We start from the raw sequence: 16,464 nt of genomic DNA, 5'->3' as shown, positions 1-16,464 counted from the left end.
TTGTGAATGGGCGAATCTTTGGCCGATCCCGCGCCCTATAAAAAAAACTAGCTACCGCAAAAATCATTGCCAATACTTATTGCTATGCGACTTTGCATAGACCAATCCAAGAGTTTGGATGTTCAGCCGCTCGTACCGGGGGAGTAATGTAGCATGACGGAACACAGACACAGACTGCGCGAGTTCGAGTCGCTAAGAGCCGTGATCACGACTGGGACAACCATCGGCGCCGCGCGGCGTCTCGGGATTTCGCAGTCTGCCGTGAGCCGGTCCTTGTCACAACTCGAGGCCCGTGTTGGGCGATCGCTCTTTCTCCGGCGATCGGGACGTATCGACCCAACAGACGAAGCCTTGCGTCTCAACGAAAAACTGGACCCAATTTTCGAGACGCTGGCGGACATTGAGGGCGCAGAATGGGCTACTCCGGATAACGAGCCGTTACGCCTGATCGTGCCGCCGACTCTGGCACATCACTTTGTCATCTCCAGGGTGGCCAGTTTTCTCAAGAAGAATGAAGGAAAGCAGCTTCAATTGGATATTCAGGCCACGGACGTGCTGGTCGCCGGCATTCTCGACCTCCGCTATGATCTTGGTTTGACGAGTGCGATGATCCAACGAACGGGTGTTCATCTCATGCCTTGGCGCCGCAGTCAGGTGGTCTGCGCCATGCCGAGCAACCATCCGCTATCGGAAAAACGAGTGGTGACGCCGCACGACCTTGAAGGCGTCGCGCTGATCGAGTTTCTGCGAAGGCTGGGGACGCGAGCGATCACCGAAAAGATCTTTGCGCGCGCTGGAATTCGGCCGAAACAAGTCGCAGAAACGGCAACGAACATGGCCGCACTGGAGCTCGTCCGCGAGGGTTTGGGCGTGACGCTGATCAATCCCTTCCCGTTGTTGTCGTCAGGGATGGAAGGTGTCGTCGTCAGGCCATTTGACGCCGCCATTTTTTATGACACGAGCTTTGTACTTCCATCAGGCAGGCCACCTTCTCAGCTTGCCCGCCAGTTCATGCAATTTGTCAAGTTGACGACGCCGCAGGACAAATACTCAGAGCCCGTCTAGCGCAGCATCTTAGCCGACCACGAGGTGTCGACGTCCATCGGAAAGTTCGGTCGTGGCAAATTCGCAAACGGCCAGCGGTCGTGAACTGGCGACGTAAGCCCGCCCGTGTCGACCTCAAATACCTGGTTTGGCCCAAACCAGTTGGAAAACCCGGCCCGAAAGTGGCCTCGGGATTTCACAACAACAGTCCGGGCAGACGCAATATCCAGCCCGAACATATGAAAGAACACGGGGTCGGCAGTCTGTGTGCGATCGGTGATCACCACCACGGTGATACCACCAATACGAAGCGCAGCGGATGGCCCTAGGGCCAATCTCCGACCAGCCGTCATGCCCAGTTCACCTACCACATCTCCATTATGGAGACCCAAGACCTCTGCATCCACCTCAAAAGGCACATCCCATTGCGCCCAGAAAGCGCTGGAATCGGAAGACCGGTTGAATCGTGCCCTGAATTTGCCGCCGACACCGATGCCATGGGCTTCGTTCGCAAGTTCCGGATCACAAAAGGAACCGAATAGGCATTCTTCGACTTTTGCCGCATGAAGAGCGGCTAACAGTTCCGTCGTCCTGCCACTGCCGCCGCCACCAGGATTGTCACCGGCATCGGAGAAAATCACAGGCGTGCGCGCTTGGTCAGCGGAAATTGAGATCGCTTCCGTCACGGATGTCAGTTTCCGAACGAAATCCTTCCTCAATGACCAGGCCATGTCTGCCAATTCTTCCGCCAGTGCATTGGCCGCCTTCTGGTCCTCACGCGCGGTGACAACGATGCTCAGACCGTTGTCGGGCGTGTCGGAGAAAAGAAAATTACCGAAGATCGATACGTTTAGAATCTCACCTCGACCTTCGGCTTGTCGTCGCTGACCATGGTCGATCAGCGCGCCATACGGGTGCTCGGCACTTAGCAGGGTCACGGATGCCGGAACAAGAGGCAGTTTAACATGCGCGGTTTGGGGCCGGACGCCCGACGCCAAAACCCGGCGCAACGAAAAGGCGGCTTCCTCGCCACGTTCTATTTGATCGACGTGAGGATTGGTCCGATAGCCGACGATCAGGTCACAGGCATCGACCATCCGTTGTGAGATATTTGCATGCAAATCGAGTGTCGCGATGACAGGTACGTCCGGTCCGACAACTCTCCGAATGCGTGACATCAACAAACCGTCGGGGTCGTGGTCGTGCTCGGCAACCATCGCGCCGTGATTGCAGATGTAGACTGCGTCGACAGGGCCAGCTGAGCGAAGCATGTCTTCCGAAGTCACCATGATCTCTTCGATCACGGTTTTTCGTACTGGACCTGCGGGATGGCTGGCTGCCAAGATACAGGGTACCGGCGTCCAGTCGCCCGTAGCATCCATCGCCCGGACAAAGGCCGCAAATTCTATTGCCAGCTTTGGTGTCGCGGATCTGGCTTCAGATATCAAAGCATCGCTTGTAAGCCATGTCAGAGACTTAAAGTCTGACAAATCAGCCGGGGGTGCAAAGCGATTTGACTCGAGAATTGCGCCAAGGAGGGCGATCTTTGGAGCCGTCATGCGAGAGGCCTTTGGAAATGCAACACAGTGCGAGGAAACATGAGTAAGTGATTTCAATCAAGATATCATGCGTCTTCTCTGTTCTAGGAAAACCACTGCCGCCTTGCGTCTTTCCTATAACGCGACGCGCAAACGATCAGTGCCACCCGTTATGCTGACAGAAGTTTCCGGAGAATTCGTAAAGATTGTTTGGGCCGATGACCCAGACGTTCACCTCATGCGCGGCGCACCGGATCGCCCACCCGCCCGGTTCAATCGCCGGGGGCAGGACGCTTTGTATCTGAGCCCTGATGTCGAAAGCGCAAAAGTCGCTATTGGTCAGGACGTTAGGAAGGATGATCGCCCGCGGGTTGTGCTGACCTTCGAGGTGGAACGATGTGCGTTATTCGATCTGCGCAGCCCCGAAGCCGCGGATATCTATGCACTCGCCAGTCAGCCCTGGCGCAAACTCTTAGCTGCGGGCGGAGAGCCGTCTTCATGGCTCGCTGCTGATCGGCTCAGAACAGATCGGCATATCGGGTTGATTGACCCTTCGCGAAGGCGTCCGGGTCTTTGGCACATAACTTTATTTCGATGGAGCGAGCCAGGCGCACCTGGCGTGTTTCGGCGTAGTGAAGTGAAGCCGGTTTCCGTCCTGCCGGATTATCGGTGACGTTTAAGGTGCGACCAACTATCATTTCGCAATTATGGTCATCGCGAAAATTGGCTGTGTGGAGGACATTGTCATGAGTTCTCTTCTGGCACGCCAATGACATTTTTTTGCATGTTGTTTGAGCGCTCGTGACAGTCTGCTTTCAGTGCCAAAATGTAGCTTCGCTTTGGGTAACGAAAGGCGGCTTTGGGCCGCCCGTTTCAAAAAGAATTTGTGTTCAAGATGCTGGCGGGCACATGACTTCGATCAAGGAAGGGCCGTCACGTGATAGCCCCGCGGAAAGGGCTTTTGCAAAGCTATCGGTGTCTTCAATTCGTATTCCGGGAACCCCATGCCCTTTAGCGAGCGCAACCCAATCAAGCGTTGGGTTTTCCACATCAAACATTGCCTCCGCATTCTTGCCAAAACTCTCAACACCGACATTTGCCAGCTCATCTCGAAGGATTTGATAGCCGCGGTTTGCAAAAACAATCACCGTAACGTCCAGGCTTTCGCGTGCCATCGTCCACAAAGATTGCAACGTATACATGGCTGATCCATCGCCTGTTAGAGCAATTACTTTTCTATCTGGACATGCATTTGCTGCGCCGGTTGCGCACGGTAGGCAAAGCCCTATCGCACCACCGGTTCCCCCAAGCAAGTCATGTGGTCGCGCGGTTGCAGTCGGAGGAATGACGTGAAACCCGGACGTCACGGATTCATTGCAAACGATAGCATTCTCGGGAATGAGGGCCGCTAACGCTTGGCCGACTTTCGCTAGGGTGAGATCTCCGGTTGGGATTGGAGGCAGGTCGAGAGCGTATGTGTTCAGCTGTGTCTTGCTCGAAACACCAACCGCATCTGCCAGTGTTTGAAGAGTCCAGGCAATATCATCCGTCGGAGCACACAGGCTTGAAACCGTGCAACCGGCGGGCTCGGGTGTGCTCGGTTTGCCCGGGTATGCAAAGAAGGCAACGGGTTGGTCGGCGCCGATCAAAGTGATTGACGATGTCTGTTCAAGCTGAGCGATCTTGGGTGCAATTGGATACACAAGTTGATCCAATTTGGCAGCCCCGGCCCCCTTCGAAATTCGAGGGATTAGAGTATCCGCCAACAGGCGGCATCCGGTTTTGACGGAAATTTTTCCAGCCAGTACACGAAGTGGACCAAAAAGCGCGGAACCACCTATCATCAAAGCCGCGTTTGCAGTCTTCAGACGCATGGCTGCGGCCTCGATGCCTTCCAAGGACGGGCGATGAAGTGGTTGGGCCAGAATGCTATTCGTCGCAGGGCCAGTCGCTGCATCCCAAGCAGTATCGGCGGGAAGAACAAGAGTGGCGATCTGGCCGTTTTGAGATCGGGCGGCCTGGATGGCTGCGGCCCCGTCCGATGCGACGCTTGTGGCCTGATCAGAAACTCGTGTCCAATGGCTTATGGCCTGACTTACGCCAATAATGTCGCCTCTGAGTGGGCTTTCATAGCGCAGGTGATGTGTTGCGTGATCTCCCACCACATTCACGATCCCGGACCCTGATTTTCGGGCGTTGTGTAGATTGGCAAATGCGTTGCCTAGCCCCGGTGCAAGATGCAGCAGAGTGCCGGCGACGTCCCGTTTCATGCGGTAATAGCCATCAGCGGCGCCCGTCGTTCCACCTTCGAACAGGCACAGAACACAGTTCATCTCGGGATGTCTATCAAGAGCCGCAACAAAGTGCATTTCAGACGTGCCTGGATTGGCGAAAACCGTATCCACACCATTGTGAAGAAAGGTTTTGACTAACGATTCTGCGCCATTCATTCGATCACCGCCAACTCTGATTTCAACGAACTTTATGGGAGAGACAATCTAAAAGTAACTGAAAAAGCTTTCGATGATGTGCAGGCCGTCAATCGTCATCGATGCCCTCGCCCGTAAGACATGCCATGTTGAACAACGCGAAATCGCGGTGGTTTTCGGCCAGTTCAAGTCGAACTCGGGTCGCCCAGACATGCTTGGGTTTTGGCGGCCGCTTCTGACCGACGATACGTCCTTTGTTCCAGGTTGGGCGAAGCGCGCGAACGGCAGGTATGTTTGGGTTTCCATGACTGATCCTCCGATCCGCCATGCCCTCCCACAACGACAACCCGACATTGACGAGAAACAATATTACAGGATGCTGCGTCGCCTCAGAGGCCTGCTGGGAGCTCGACGTAGCCATCCATCGTTGCTTGAGCAGGACAATAAATTGCGCATTTGACAACAAGTATTTGCGGCCCACATGCTGAAACGTGAAAATCGAGGTGTAACGACCAAAGGTAATTTCATGTTTAGATCATCAACCCGAAGTGAAGCAGAAAGTTTGTTAAGCGGACTTGCTCTTGGATTTTCTGCGGACCCGTTCATGCGTTGGCTGTATCCTGAACCTGCCGATTTCCTTACCCACTTCCCGCGAGTAATGGATTTCTTTGGCGGGCGTGCATTTGAACAGGGTAGCGCGTTTCGGAACGATGATTTCACTGCTGGCGCACTTTGGCTTCCGCCAAGCATTCACCCTGACGAAGAACGGCTTGTCGCCTGTTTTGAGCAGACGGTCTCACCAGAAAAGCATGATGCGTTGTTCGAAACCTTCGGGCAGATGGACAATTATCATCCCGATGAGGATTGCTGGCATTTAGCATTTATTGCGGTCGATCCAATTCGCCAAGGAAAAGGATTGGGGTCCGCGTTGCTTGAATGCTGCCTCAAACGTTGTGATGAAGATGGAAGACCTGCTTACTTAGAGTCGACAAACCCTACAAATCTATCGCTGTATAAGCGCTATGGTTTCCAAGAGATGGGTCTAATCAAAGCCGACCAAGCCCCACCCCTGTTTCCGATGTTTCGAGCCGCCCAATAGCGGTAGATCAAACGGCTGCATTGTCTGCAATCTGTGAGTTCGGCAGTTTCAGGATATTTATGTCCGTAGCGAATGGCCGGTCTGGTGAAGCCGCACTGCGGCACCAGTGACTGCGATGAATGTCTCTTATGGGCCGTTCTCCAAGTTTCCTTTCGACGTTGAGTTACTTGAGGCCGGTACCGCTTTGGAGGTTGGAGGGCATCCTTTGTGCGTATTTCGGAAGCCGCTTCCCGGTCAGGGCCCAAAATCGATACAATCCGCTATTACGAGGCGGCGGTGGTAGTTCCAAACGTGGCCCATGGTACGGACGGGCAACGTAGTTTTTACGACCCGGTCGGGCTTTGCGGTGCTGGCGCTTTGCCGGTTTCGGGGTGCAGTGAACCATGCGGGGCAGGCCCTAGCCGGAATCTCGGCCCTTGCCTCCACCCTGGTTTGCCGACGCCCCGAGGGGGCAACCTGATACCGGAGGCATGAATTCTCTTCACATTCCTGTGCCAGCCCTTTGCAGACAGGTGTCCAGCCGTCAGGATTGCGCATCCCCCGACCGGAGATTCCAATGCGCCGTCCTGTCCTGTTCGTCTTTCTCTTCGTCGCCGGTACAGCGCTCGCCAGCCCCGACCGCTGGGAACTTGAGTGGCCGCAGACCAATTTCAGCCGCAGTGCGGTCACGGATTGGTCCGAGATTCAGTCCGGCGGTCCGCCCAAGGACGGAATCCCTGCGATCAGCGATCCCAATTTCCTGCGCGTTTCTGACGAAACGAGACTGGGTAAACGCGAGCCAGTAATCACGCTTGAGATCGACGGGGCCGAGCCTCGAGCCTATCCGATACGCTATCTGGTATGGCACGAGATCGTGAATGACAGCGTCGGCGGTATCCCGGTGGCCGTCACCTTTTGCCCATTGTGCAATTCCGGCATGAGCTTCGATCGGCGCACCGCTGCGGGCACGCTCACATTCGGCGTCTCAGGTAAGCTGCGCCATTCCGACATGTTGATGTATGACCGCGAAACTGAAAGCTGGTGGCAGCAGGCCATCGGCCGGGCCATCGTCGGCGATCTGACAGGCACCGAATTGAAGACCCTGCCCACTTGGATGGAAAGCTGGGAGGAGTTCAGCAGCCGTAACCCGGATGGGCTGGTGATGAACGAACCGGCCTATATTCGCGACTATGGGCGCAACCCTTATCGCGGCTATGACACCCTGTCGCGGCCCTTTCTCTATTCCGGTGAAAACCCGCCCCATGGCATCAACCCACTGGCGCGCGTGATCCGCGTCGGCGACAAAGCCTGGACTCTGGAGAGGCTGAGAGCAGAGGGCGAGATCTCTGAGGCCGGGATAACGCTCTCCTGGCGCGCGGGGCAGGCCTCGGCCCTCGACACCGGGCGCATCGCCAAGGGGCGCGATGTAGGCTCAGTCCGGGTGCGTAACGCATCGGGACAGGATATCGCCCATGATGTCATGTTCGCCTTTGCATTCCACGCCTTCTGGCCGGAAGGCAGATGGATGCTGGCCGACGGGGGTGAACGTACGCTCTCGAAATGACCGCTTGACGGACGCGGGCCAGACAGCCATCAGCCGCGTGCAATCAAGTTAGCAATGCCCCTGCCGTTCCGACGAAGAGAACGCACCATGCAACGTTTCAAGCGTATGCGAAGTTTGCTGAAATTCGCCTCCGTCCACTCCTCCGTCTAAAACCATTTCAACCAGGAAAGATCGCTCACCAGCCGAGACACCCTCAAGCTGACACGGTCCGCCGCTCTTGCCGAGTTGCGCAAACTTGGTGCTGTATATTGGTGCTGTATAAAGGACAGTTCTTTTGGCCTAACGGAGACAGGTTCGAATTTGTCTGACAGCACCTTTGTCTGACAGCACCGGTCAAGCACCCGCGGCCAGTGATACTAGCGATTCGGGTTCCATGCCGTTGACGCCGGCGTCGGAGACTAAGTTGCTTGCAAGCAAGTTTTTGAAAACGCTTCCGTTCCACTGCTTTCCCTGGCGTAAACTTATCTCCTTGCATTGCTGTGTCGCAGAAAGGATAAAATCTCAATTGGAGATAATGCGGGGTGGGCCCGCAAGACACTAGGACTTAAGACAATGGAAAAAATCCAGAACTTCACAGCGATTTGGAAAGATGCGATGGGCGAATTTCCCCTCAAAGCCGCAGTCTTCGAAAATGCGTTCAGAACTTCCACATCGCTGAGCGAAAAACTGTCGCGCATTTCATTAGAAGCGGCTGAAAAATCAACGGATATTTCCAGCGTGTGGACCAAAGATACCATTGTCAAGCTGACCGAAGTGTCAAAAGCCAAGGCGGAGCCAACTGAGTACGCAAAAGCTGCCACAGATTTTTTGTCGGGCGCTACCGAAGACGCCACTGAAATGATGTTTGCTTTTGCCGAGATCGCCAAGAAAGCCCAGATAGACACTGTCGAGTTGCTGATGACCGCCGGCAGAGACATCACCAAAGAATCCGCCGCTGCAAAGAAAGCCTTAGCAGCCTAATTCGGAACAAGAGAACAGAATTGCGCCGTTTCTTATTAATTGGTGCAATAGAGAAGGGCAGATTGAAGAATCTGCCCTTTATGCGCGTGTGTAAGAGGATCGAAACGTTATGTATGATATGCTCCGGTGCGCACCTATGTAACGTAGCCCTATGTAAAGGCGGCGTGAATATCGCTTATTTACAAGCCTCCGATGGGGGAAACCATTGATCGCCGTCGAAAAAGATATCCGTATCCTGTCATCCTTTTGGGAATTTTTTGGTCAAGAAGCGGTTGCTCGTTCCACAGGGATAAATGATTGGTTAACCCGTAGACTATTAGTTTATGACAACCCAAACTTTGGCGGTGCAGCGAATGTCGGCAATGCGGGCTGCGCTGCAGCGTTCCGAAGGTACAACGCAGGTCTGGTTTGGGCCGTCCTTGCCGAGGCGGAAAGGATCTGTCGGTTGGATGCTGCGCTGCCTCCGAGGTCTGCACTGGAGCCCACTTCTACCGATGCTGCGCGTTGCTCGAACGTCAGCTTTGCGTTGAGCATTCTAGGTGCGTTGTCAGGCTCATAGATTAAATCCAGAAACTGGTTCTAATGGTTCTGACCCACTGGAGTCCCAGTACTAGCTGCCATTTCGAAAGCGTTGCAGTGTCTGCGGATAATTCGATGGAAAACTCCAGACAGCTTCGCCCGGAGCACGCACAAGCCCGCGCGCTTGAGGATCTCGGTCTGTAAGCAGAGAAATGAACAGGTCACTGCTGGCCCAGGGCGAAGACCGAAAGTACCAATGCCCGTTTCCTGTATCGGCTGCTTCGGCCTCGGTCACATCGATGATATGTAGGGTTTTCATCTCAGACAGTCGGCGCTGGAACAGAGACCCATTTATTGCTTCATCGGAAACCTGACCCAGACGGTCGCGGCCGAAGACCAACCGTGACATCGCCAGCGCTGAATCGGTCTGCGATTGATAGAGTGTCACACCCATAACGGCATCCAGAAGGCCGTCTTCAATTGATTGCAAGAAATAGCTTCGATCAAGATCGCTGCTGATCAGGATCAACTGCCCCAGCCGCGGCTTTGGCCCAGGCCGCAAAGCAATCTGATAGGCGGCTTCAAATGCGAGCCTTGAGCCTGCGCTGTATCCTATAAGGTGAATGCGCCGGGCGTTGGTGTTTGCCGACAAGTATTCGACAAGAGAACGCAAATTGCGGCGCGTCGCCAATGCAGATTCCTGATCCCGAAAATACGCCAAGCGATTGGGTGTAGCGGGCCAGTTGTAGCTGATGAAGGCGCCCTGATAGCCCAGAAAGTGTTGCAACTCTTTGGAGACAAGGGTCGAGTAATCAAAATCGACATTGTAGCCATGGACATAGATGAAAATGTCTTTGTTGCGAGAGGCTGCAAGGTGATCGTCAATCCATTGGGCAAACCGAAGTCCGGCTGCCTTCATCTCCTTTTGCGAAGGTGGATCGTTCATGTAGCGCGTGACACTGAACGGCATGACACCAATCTCTTGTACGTCAGACAAGCTGAGCGTGTAGTCCTTAGCGCGGTCGCGCGTCATGGTAACGTGGCGAAGCTTTTTCAACGTCGCCAATGGGGGGTTGCTTTGCACTTCGGCAATGCCGGTACGCAGAATGTGACCGCGCTCATTGTTGTAATAGGCTTGTGGGTCGCCGGGAACCGCGGGCAGCCGATCTGTAGCGTAGAATAGCTGCGAACGCTGCACGAAATTGTCTTCCGTGATGTCCTTGTAAGGGTCAAAAGCAGCCTCGGCATAGACCGTTGGGGAGGGCATCAGTTCAATTTCGTCATAGATGTTTGGCCCGCAGGCAGCGAGGACACAGAACGAACACACGGTTGCCGCAGGCAAAGCTCTGGCAATCAGTCGCCTCGTCGTTCCTTTTCTGAATTGCCTTTGTCCGACTGTTCGCATCCGGCTGCAATTGTCGGTCCCAAGCATGTCGGCACCGCTGCTCGCGCCTTGGCGCAACTTCGATACTACAGACCTGTTTGTGTTCGGCATGGCCGCCTTTCGCATAATGCCCTTACTCAGAAGCTGTAGGTCACACCCAACACGGGTCCGAATTGTGAGAGCTTGAACCTGCTGTCAACTTCACCTTTGTCGACCATGATGTAGCGATAACCTGCGCGCAAATTCCACTTTGGAGCGATCGCATAACCTACCGTTGCCAAAAACTGTGCGGTTTCGCGATCTGAGCGAAATCCACCATAGTCGGCCAAGGCAACGGCCGACCATCGGTCATTGATCTGATACCGGATACGGGCCGCAATCAGAGGGTCTATCCAATCGTCGCTGGCACTGGAACTTGGTGCCGGGGTGGGGCCGCCGACCAGAGTGATCGTGCTGCTCGTCTCAAACCAGCGAAACCCGCCACCGAGATCGACGGCCAGGTTTTGGTCTTGATAGGCCGTGTAAGCGGCATATCCACTTAAAAACTGCGTCTTCAGACTGGTTTCAGCGCCACTGAACACCGGGCCGGGAGTGTCATTGTCAAAGGACAGGTCTGTGCGCATGTAGTCCGCGATCAGCGACCACCGGCCACTTCGCGCTTCAAGTGTACCCATGAATGCCAGATCAAGGTTTTCAACCGCTTCACTGAAGCTGAGTTCCGACTCCAGCGATCCAATGGTTGTCTTGGTGTCCGCCGCGTAGATGTAGAAGCTGCCGGAAAAACTCCAGTCGGAGTCCTGTGCCACTGCTGTTGATCCGCCGGGCAGCATCGTCGCCGCAACCAGAAAACTGCTTGCGATACACCGTATTTTTAAGCACGCCATGGCCCGCTCCCCCCTTTGCCTATCCCGAGTTCGAGGCGCGGCAAAAGATGGGCCGCGCCGTTGTCCTGTTACGTTTCACAATCGCATTCGACCGGGTCGAGTATCGGAACAGATGCCTTAACGCTATTCATTTCACGGGCGCGAAACTCTGACGGTGTTTGACCCGTCCATTTCTTGAAGGCCCGTGTCATGGCCGTCGCGTCAGAGTATCCCAAATGATCAGCGATATCGCCCACCGACAATTCAGACTTGGAAAGCAGATGTTTCGCCTGGTCACATTTGGCTTCGATGACGATGCGCGACAGTGATGTCCCATAGACAGCAAGCCGTCGGTTGAGAACCGCGCCTCGAAAACCGCATGCCTTGGCGAGCGCCGTAGCCGACAAGTCCGTGCGCCTGACCCTTGAGTTGGCAACGCTTTGGATCGAACTCAACAAGTCTGTAGGTACAGGGTTTTTTTCGTCCTGAGTGGTCAACACGTACTCGGTCGCGGTTCGGTTAACCAGTTCAAACAAAAGCCAGGCACTTGGGAAGCGGATGGAATACCCGTCTGAGCCCGCACCTACCGCCCGGATACCGTAGAAGTAAGACGGGAGCAGATCAGGACGGTTCACACGCACAAGAACCTTATTTGCTTCCCAACGCTGACCTGCGGTTTCATGCAGCAACGTAGCCCATCGGCTGATCTGAAACGCATCCATATAGGCGGGCGAACAGCATGGCGTGAACCTGCGTTTGGCGGACAGCACGGCGAACTCTCCAGAGACATCGAGTGTCATGGTGACCGCGTTTGTGTTGTTTCCCGCATGAACGCAAAACCTGGCAATGAAATCGGCCAGCGACTTTGCTACGCGAAAGGCCTGTCCGAATGGGGATGCAACGGTCGGATCTGAAGTTTGACCAACAAGTGCTGGAAAGTCTGGGGATGTCTTTTGTGCGACGGCTTCAAACACGGCATAGACAGTGTCGTGCGGAATGAAACAACTCGGAGCGTTCAATTCCGAGAAGGATAGATCGAATTCCGCTAGGAGACTTTCTACAGATTGACCGGATTCTTGAAACGCAAGCAAAAGCGGCACGATAACCCGCCCGCGTGTAAGCGGCGGTGTTCTGTGTTGAGCATGTGCGTCATGCCCTGTCATCATAGCTCCTTAAGACCCCGCAATTGAAAGGTCGGGCACGTCAAGCATAGACCAGCGCGGCTCTGTGTCCCTGACCTGCGTCAAAGCGGAAGTCACTTTTTGAGGTAAAAAAGTCAGGTGCCTGCTGGTAGGGGCTCAATCGAATTGAACCACGCTACCCGCAGAAAGTGCGCTCTAAGAGATTGACATCACCACACGCATAATAGGACCGCCGTCGGGTCAATATGCAAAGAGAGTTTCTAGTTGTTGGCCGAAACGCTATCGCTACCTGTCATTTTTAACCAGTTTTCGGAAGCGGTCGCTCCAATCTGTCAGGGCATACATTCGAACTTTGTGGTTTGTTGGAGAGAGATGGCCAAGGCTCCAATTGTAGCATTTTAAAAAACAACAAAATGAGAGGCGTGAGAATGCGCTTTTGATCAGGTGCCGGGACCATCAAGCAATGCATTTCTGTAATTGGCTAGTGGAGCGGGCAAACTATGAATCTCACGCACAAACGCTGGAAACTTGCTGCTTTAGCTGTCTTGATTGGAAGCACAGCGACCGCTCAGAGCTTTGATACCACGGTCGATGCACTTGCTGAGACATACGAAGTGCCCATTACCATAAACAACTTTGTTCGGGCTGCTACAGACAATGAACTGAAGACGTACAATGGCCTGGCCGGAGGCGTAAATCAGTTCTTTCACTTCAAAGAACCCACCCCCATCGACAATCAGCCCACCATTCGGATGAATCGCGACACACTCTACAGCGTTGCGGTTATTGATATCAGCCAAGGCGTAACCTTGACTCTGCCCGATGTGGGCGACCGATACATGACGACGATGGTGGTCAATCAGGATCATTTCATCAATGAAGTGTTCGACGGTGGCGGTGTGTTCCAGCTTGACATGGGTACATTCCATACCCCCTACGTACTTGTTTTCATGAGAATACTGGTGGATGCCGAGAGCCCCAAGGATGTTGCGGCGGTCAATGCAATTCAGGACGGGTTCACCATTGATGCTGCCTCCGCAACGCCCTTCGAAATGCCCAATTACGACGCGGAGAGCTTTGAGGCGCTGCGCCAAGCCGCAATTGAGCTGGGCAGGTTCGCCACAGACAGCGTCCGGACTTTTGGTAAGGCAGATCATGTAGACCCATTACGCCATTTCCTTGGCACAGCAGTCGGCTTTGGTGGGCTGCCAGAAGACGAGGCCTTTTATCTTAATATCGAGCCCGGCCTGCCGCTTGGGGAATACAAAATCCAGGTCCCGGCGGATGTGCCAGTGAACGCATTCTGGTCCGTGAGCCTTTATAATGCAGACGGGTTTTTTGAACTCAATTCCCTCGACACGTATGTGGTCAACTCGGTCTCAGGCACCAAGAATGACGATGGCAGTGTGACCGTGCACTTCGGCGGTTGCAACGACGGACGTGTGAACTGTCTCCCGATCATGGATGGCTGGAACTATGCCGTGCGCCTTTATCAGCCGGGCCCAGAGGTCATCGACGGAAGCTGGGTCTTCCCCTCCGTAGAACCCGCAAACTGAACAACAGGATGCTTACGATGAAAAAGCTTCTTCTGACAGTCGCGCTTACACTCCCGACAGGCGTTTGGGCCGAAGACATGGTCGATGTGACCGTCGACACCCTTGTGCGCGCCGAGACAGATCACATGTTTCGGACCAACATGGCCAATCTCGGCCTCGCTGTTGGCGAATTGGGGCATATGCGCGAAGCCACCACACCGGATAACCAGCCCGTCATCCGCATGAACCAGGACACGCTCTACTCCGGCGTTCTGCTGGATTTGAGCGAACCCGTCGAAGTGACACTGCCTAAAGCGGATGGCCGCTATATCTCGATGCATGTCATCAATCAGGACCACTTCATGTATGCCGAGGCAGAGCCCGGCACGTATCAAATCACACAGGAAGACCTTGGTACGCGCTTTGGTTTCATCGCGTTTCGCACATTCGTCGATGTGACTGACCCGGATGATATTGCCGCCGCGCAAGCGGCACAGGATGGAATTGTCGTCAGCGGCGGTGGAACGGGCCCGTTTGACGCGCCCAACTGGAACACCGAACAACTTGCCACTGCGCGTCAGGCGATAAACGATTTATCCTTGCTGGGCACCGATTCAGCCCGCGCCTTTGGCAGAACAAAGGACGAGATTGATCCGGTTCAGTTTCTGGTCGGTGCGTTCTCGGGTTGGGGCGGTCTTCCGCCTGAGGCCGCGATCTATCTGTTGGACGCGGTCGATCAGAATGACGGCGAAACACCGCATGCGGTAACCGTCAAGGATGTGCCGGTTCGGGCGTTCTGGTCGGTGACTGTCTATAACGGTGACGGCTTTCTGGAAGCCAATGATCTGGGCGTAAACAGCTACAACGGTTACACAGCCGAAGCAGCAGAAGACGGCTCGGTCACGTTGCATTTCGGTGGGTGCGACGATGGCCGCGTGAACTGTCTGCCGATCACTTCGGGCTGGAACTATGCGATCCGCCTTTATGAGCCGGAGGATGCAATCCTGAACGGCAATTGGACCTTCCCGAAGTTGGAGCCGATCAACTAGGCCACTCGCCCAACCTGCATTTCAAAAGGAGTACACGGCTATGCGTCGATCCCATACTCTTATGGGGCTGCTTTTTGCAGCCAGTGCCGGAACCACAACCGTTGCAGACGAGGCATCCGATCTGGCCCAGGAACTGGCCAACCCGCTTGCGGCAATCGTCTCGGTTCCGTTTCAATTGAACCAAGATGAAAATCTGGGCGTCTCTGATCAGGGCTCGCGCACCACGCTGAACTTTCAACCAGTCGTGCCCTTTCAACTGAACGATGACCTTAACCTGATCACCCGAACTATCATTCCTTACATCTGGCAGGAAGACGTTGTGCCGGGCACACGCCAGGAGGGGTTCGGAGATATCCTTTTCTCTGCGTGGTTCTCGCCAATCGGAACCGGGGACATAACGTGGGGCGTGGGTCCCGTTGTGCGCTTTCCAACCTTTAGCGACGTATCGAGTGATACATGGGCTGCTGGGATCACCGGCATTGCACTGCGACAGACCGGTCCGTGGACCTATGGTGCGCTGGCCAATCATCTGTGGGATCTAGAAAGCAACCCCGACACCCCCACGAATGTGAGTTTTGTCCAGCCCTTTCTTGCTTATTCCACCGAAGGCGCGTGGACCTATTCGCTGCAAAGCGAAAGCGCCTATGACTGGGAAACTGATGCCTGGGCTGTGCCTATAAACGCTTCGGTCTCCAAGCTGGTCCAATGGGGGGCGCTGCCGGTCAATCTGCAAGCGGGGGCGGGCTATTGGCTCGAAGCGCCCGAAGTGGGTGCCGAAGGCGTTCGCTTGCGTTTGCAGGCTCAGGTCGTCTTGCCCAGAGGGCGCTGACGTTTGGCTGAAGAACTTTTTATGAAACGTCGAAAATAGGGAGGTCTTGATGGCCGATCAGATGCAACGCAATGCGCAAGCGCATGTCGAGCTTGACCCTGACCATTAGGATCTGATTGTCAGAAGCTGCAATCGGCTCATTCGACACGCCGTTCGGGTGATGTCTTTGTTCATGGTCGTTGTGATCGGATTTGCCGTCATCGACGCCGGTTACTCGTTCTACATCAAGCTTGTAAGTCCACCGGCCCTGATTCTTGACGTCAGTGTTCTGTTGGAGGTTTTTGCGGCCGCGCTTGTTGTGCTGATCGCTATCGAGATTTACACGAATGTCACGCTCTACCTGACGGCCGATGTCATACATGTGAAGCTGGTAGTTGCAACTGCCCTGATGGCCGTTGCCAGAAAGGTCATTACACTCGATACGACGGACCTGGAGCCGCTTTATTTCGTTGGGTATTCTGGACTCGGTCTGGCGTTTGGTGTCACGTATTGGTTGCTGTGGCGTGGCAAGTAGATGTTTCAAAGGACGC

The 16,464-nt window shown here is 54.6% G+C and carries 15 protein-coding genes and 2 pseudogenes; 11 read left to right on the top strand and 6 right to left on the bottom strand.

Translation table 11 applies throughout. The features are described from left to right. Positions 1 to 153 precede the first annotated feature (153 nt). On the top strand, positions 154 to 1,065 hold the full coding sequence (locus tag ACR3E2_RS14985) for a LysR family transcriptional regulator (RefSeq protein ID WP_170387145.1): 912 nt from the start codon (positions 154 to 156) through the stop codon (positions 1,063 to 1,065). On the opposite strand, the gene ACR3E2_RS14980 is transcribed toward ACR3E2_RS14985, so the two are convergent. After that, positions 1,062 to 2,603 carry a M81 family metallopeptidase gene (locus ACR3E2_RS14980; protein ID WP_480482934.1) on the bottom strand — a complete coding sequence of 514 codons (1,542 nt, stop codon included), beginning with the start codon at positions 2,601 to 2,603 and terminating at the stop codon, positions 1,062 to 1,064. The two genes, ACR3E2_RS14985 and ACR3E2_RS14980, sit on opposite strands and share 4 nt — an antisense overlap. A 67-nt stretch (positions 2,604 to 2,670) precedes the next feature. On the opposite strand from ACR3E2_RS14980, the gene ACR3E2_RS14975 reads away from it, so the two are divergent. Next, positions 2,671 to 3,255 (top strand): RES family NAD+ phosphorylase, encoded by a 585-nt coding sequence (locus ACR3E2_RS14975; RefSeq protein ID WP_480492790.1) that lies wholly within the window; start codon positions 2,671 to 2,673, stop codon positions 3,253 to 3,255. Positions 3,256 to 3,472: 217 nt separating this feature from the next. Here ACR3E2_RS14975 and ACR3E2_RS14970 read toward each other — a convergent pair whose 3' ends face one another. Next, complete coding sequence (locus ACR3E2_RS14970; protein WP_480482931.1) at positions 3,473 to 5,032, bottom strand: acetolactate synthase large subunit; 1,560 nt, start codon at positions 5,030 to 5,032, stop codon at positions 3,473 to 3,475. Between the two features lie 121 nt (positions 5,033 to 5,153). Beyond that, positions 5,154 to 5,339, bottom strand: a pseudogene (locus tag ACR3E2_RS14965) (hypothetical protein); the annotation flags it as partial. A gap of 153 nt (positions 5,340 to 5,492) precedes the next feature. Between ACR3E2_RS14965 and ACR3E2_RS14960 the strand changes: the two are divergent. From ACR3E2_RS14960 to ACR3E2_RS14940, 5 genes and pseudogenes are all read left to right on the top strand, one after another. Further along, positions 5,493 to 6,110 (top strand): GNAT family N-acetyltransferase, encoded by a 618-nt coding sequence (locus tag ACR3E2_RS14960; protein WP_480473296.1) that lies wholly within the window; start codon positions 5,493 to 5,495, stop codon positions 6,108 to 6,110. Positions 6,111 to 6,666: 556 nt separating this feature from the next. After that, on the top strand, positions 6,667 to 7,653 hold the full coding sequence (locus ACR3E2_RS14955) for a DUF3179 domain-containing protein (protein WP_480482929.1): 987 nt from the start codon (positions 6,667 to 6,669) through the stop codon (positions 7,651 to 7,653). Between the two features lie 60 nt (positions 7,654 to 7,713). Then, positions 7,714 to 7,896: pseudogene (locus ACR3E2_RS14950) on the top strand (IS6 family transposase); the annotation flags it as partial. 309 nt (positions 7,897 to 8,205) lie between these two features. Beyond that, complete coding sequence (locus ACR3E2_RS14945; RefSeq protein ID WP_480482927.1) at positions 8,206 to 8,613, top strand: phasin, PhaP; 408 nt, start codon at positions 8,206 to 8,208, stop codon at positions 8,611 to 8,613. Between the two features lie 205 nt (positions 8,614 to 8,818). Next, complete coding sequence (locus tag ACR3E2_RS14940) at positions 8,819 to 9,172, top strand: hypothetical protein (RefSeq protein ID WP_480492789.1); 354 nt, start codon at positions 8,819 to 8,821, stop codon at positions 9,170 to 9,172. Between the two features lie 51 nt (positions 9,173 to 9,223). Here the strand turns inward: ACR3E2_RS14940 and ACR3E2_RS14935 are convergent, their stop codons facing one another. The 3 genes from ACR3E2_RS14935 to ACR3E2_RS14925 form a co-directional block, all read right to left on the bottom strand. Next, the gene (locus tag ACR3E2_RS14935; protein WP_480482925.1) at positions 9,224 to 10,399 is read right to left on the bottom strand and encodes an alpha/beta hydrolase; all 1,176 of its coding nucleotides are present in this window, start codon (positions 10,397 to 10,399) and stop codon (positions 9,224 to 9,226) included. Positions 10,400 to 10,653: 254 nt separating this feature from the next. Next, the gene (locus ACR3E2_RS14930; protein WP_253282656.1) at positions 10,654 to 11,400 is read right to left on the bottom strand and encodes an outer membrane protein; all 747 of its coding nucleotides are present in this window, start codon (positions 11,398 to 11,400) and stop codon (positions 10,654 to 10,656) included. Between the two features lie 68 nt (positions 11,401 to 11,468). Continuing rightward, the gene (locus ACR3E2_RS14925; protein WP_480482922.1) at positions 11,469 to 12,542 is read right to left on the bottom strand and encodes an AraC family transcriptional regulator; all 1,074 of its coding nucleotides are present in this window, start codon (positions 12,540 to 12,542) and stop codon (positions 11,469 to 11,471) included. Between the two features lie 479 nt (positions 12,543 to 13,021). On the opposite strand from ACR3E2_RS14925, the gene ACR3E2_RS14920 reads away from it, so the two are divergent. From ACR3E2_RS14920 to ACR3E2_RS14905, 4 genes are all read left to right on the top strand, one after another. Further along, a complete protein-coding gene (locus ACR3E2_RS14920) occupies positions 13,022 to 14,077 on the top strand; it encodes a DUF1214 domain-containing protein (protein WP_480482920.1) in 1,056 nt (351 codons plus the stop codon). Positions 14,078 to 14,094: 17 nt separating this feature from the next. Beyond that, positions 14,095 to 15,105: a DUF1254 domain-containing protein gene (locus ACR3E2_RS14915; RefSeq protein WP_170717655.1), complete on the top strand. Its 1,011-nt coding sequence runs from the start codon at positions 14,095 to 14,097 to the stop codon at positions 15,103 to 15,105. 40 nt (positions 15,106 to 15,145) lie between these two features. Further along, the gene (locus ACR3E2_RS14910; protein ID WP_480482918.1) at positions 15,146 to 15,934 is read left to right on the top strand and encodes a transporter; all 789 of its coding nucleotides are present in this window, start codon (positions 15,146 to 15,148) and stop codon (positions 15,932 to 15,934) included. Positions 15,935 to 16,094: 160 nt separating this feature from the next. Continuing rightward, on the top strand, positions 16,095 to 16,448 hold the full coding sequence (locus tag ACR3E2_RS14905) for a phosphate-starvation-inducible PsiE family protein (protein ID WP_170738391.1): 354 nt from the start codon (positions 16,095 to 16,097) through the stop codon (positions 16,446 to 16,448). Positions 16,449 to 16,464 lie beyond the last annotated feature (16 nt).

Source organism: Ruegeria sp. AL7 (genome assembly GCF_056536105.1).
This window is presented reverse-complemented; position numbering and strand designations above follow the sequence as displayed.

Excerpts from the sequence above, each read along its gene's own strand:
- ACR3E2_RS14985 (WP_170387145.1), top strand. The coding sequence starts at position 154 with ATGACGGAACACAGACACAGACTGCGCGAGTTCGAGTCGCTAAGAGCC.
- ACR3E2_RS14980 (WP_480482934.1), bottom strand. The coding sequence starts at position 2,603 with ATGACGGCTCCAAAGATCGCCCTCCTTGGCGCAATTCTCGAGTCAAAT.
- ACR3E2_RS14975 (WP_480492790.1), top strand. The coding sequence starts at position 2,671 with ATGCGTCTTCTCTGTTCTAGGAAAACCACTGCCGCCTTGCGTCTTTCC.
- ACR3E2_RS14970 (WP_480482931.1), bottom strand. The coding sequence starts at position 5,032 with ATGAATGGCGCAGAATCGTTAGTCAAAACCTTTCTTCACAATGGTGTG.
- ACR3E2_RS14960 (WP_480473296.1), top strand. The coding sequence starts at position 5,493 with ATGCTGAAACGTGAAAATCGAGGTGTAACGACCAAAGGTAATTTCATG.
- ACR3E2_RS14955 (WP_480482929.1), top strand. The coding sequence starts at position 6,667 with ATGCGCCGTCCTGTCCTGTTCGTCTTTCTCTTCGTCGCCGGTACAGCG.
- ACR3E2_RS14945 (WP_480482927.1), top strand. The coding sequence starts at position 8,206 with ATGGAAAAAATCCAGAACTTCACAGCGATTTGGAAAGATGCGATGGGC.
- ACR3E2_RS14935 (WP_480482925.1), bottom strand. The coding sequence starts at position 10,399 with ATGCCCTCCCCAACGGTCTATGCCGAGGCTGCTTTTGACCCTTACAAG.
- ACR3E2_RS14930 (WP_253282656.1), bottom strand. The coding sequence starts at position 11,400 with ATGGCGTGCTTAAAAATACGGTGTATCGCAAGCAGTTTTCTGGTTGCG.
- ACR3E2_RS14925 (WP_480482922.1), bottom strand. The coding sequence starts at position 12,542 with ATGACAGGGCATGACGCACATGCTCAACACAGAACACCGCCGCTTACA.
- ACR3E2_RS14920 (WP_480482920.1), top strand. The coding sequence starts at position 13,022 with ATGAATCTCACGCACAAACGCTGGAAACTTGCTGCTTTAGCTGTCTTG.
- ACR3E2_RS14915 (WP_170717655.1), top strand. The coding sequence starts at position 14,095 with ATGAAAAAGCTTCTTCTGACAGTCGCGCTTACACTCCCGACAGGCGTT.
- ACR3E2_RS14910 (WP_480482918.1), top strand. The coding sequence starts at position 15,146 with ATGCGTCGATCCCATACTCTTATGGGGCTGCTTTTTGCAGCCAGTGCC.
- ACR3E2_RS14905 (WP_170738391.1), top strand. The coding sequence starts at position 16,095 with ATGTCTTTGTTCATGGTCGTTGTGATCGGATTTGCCGTCATCGACGCC.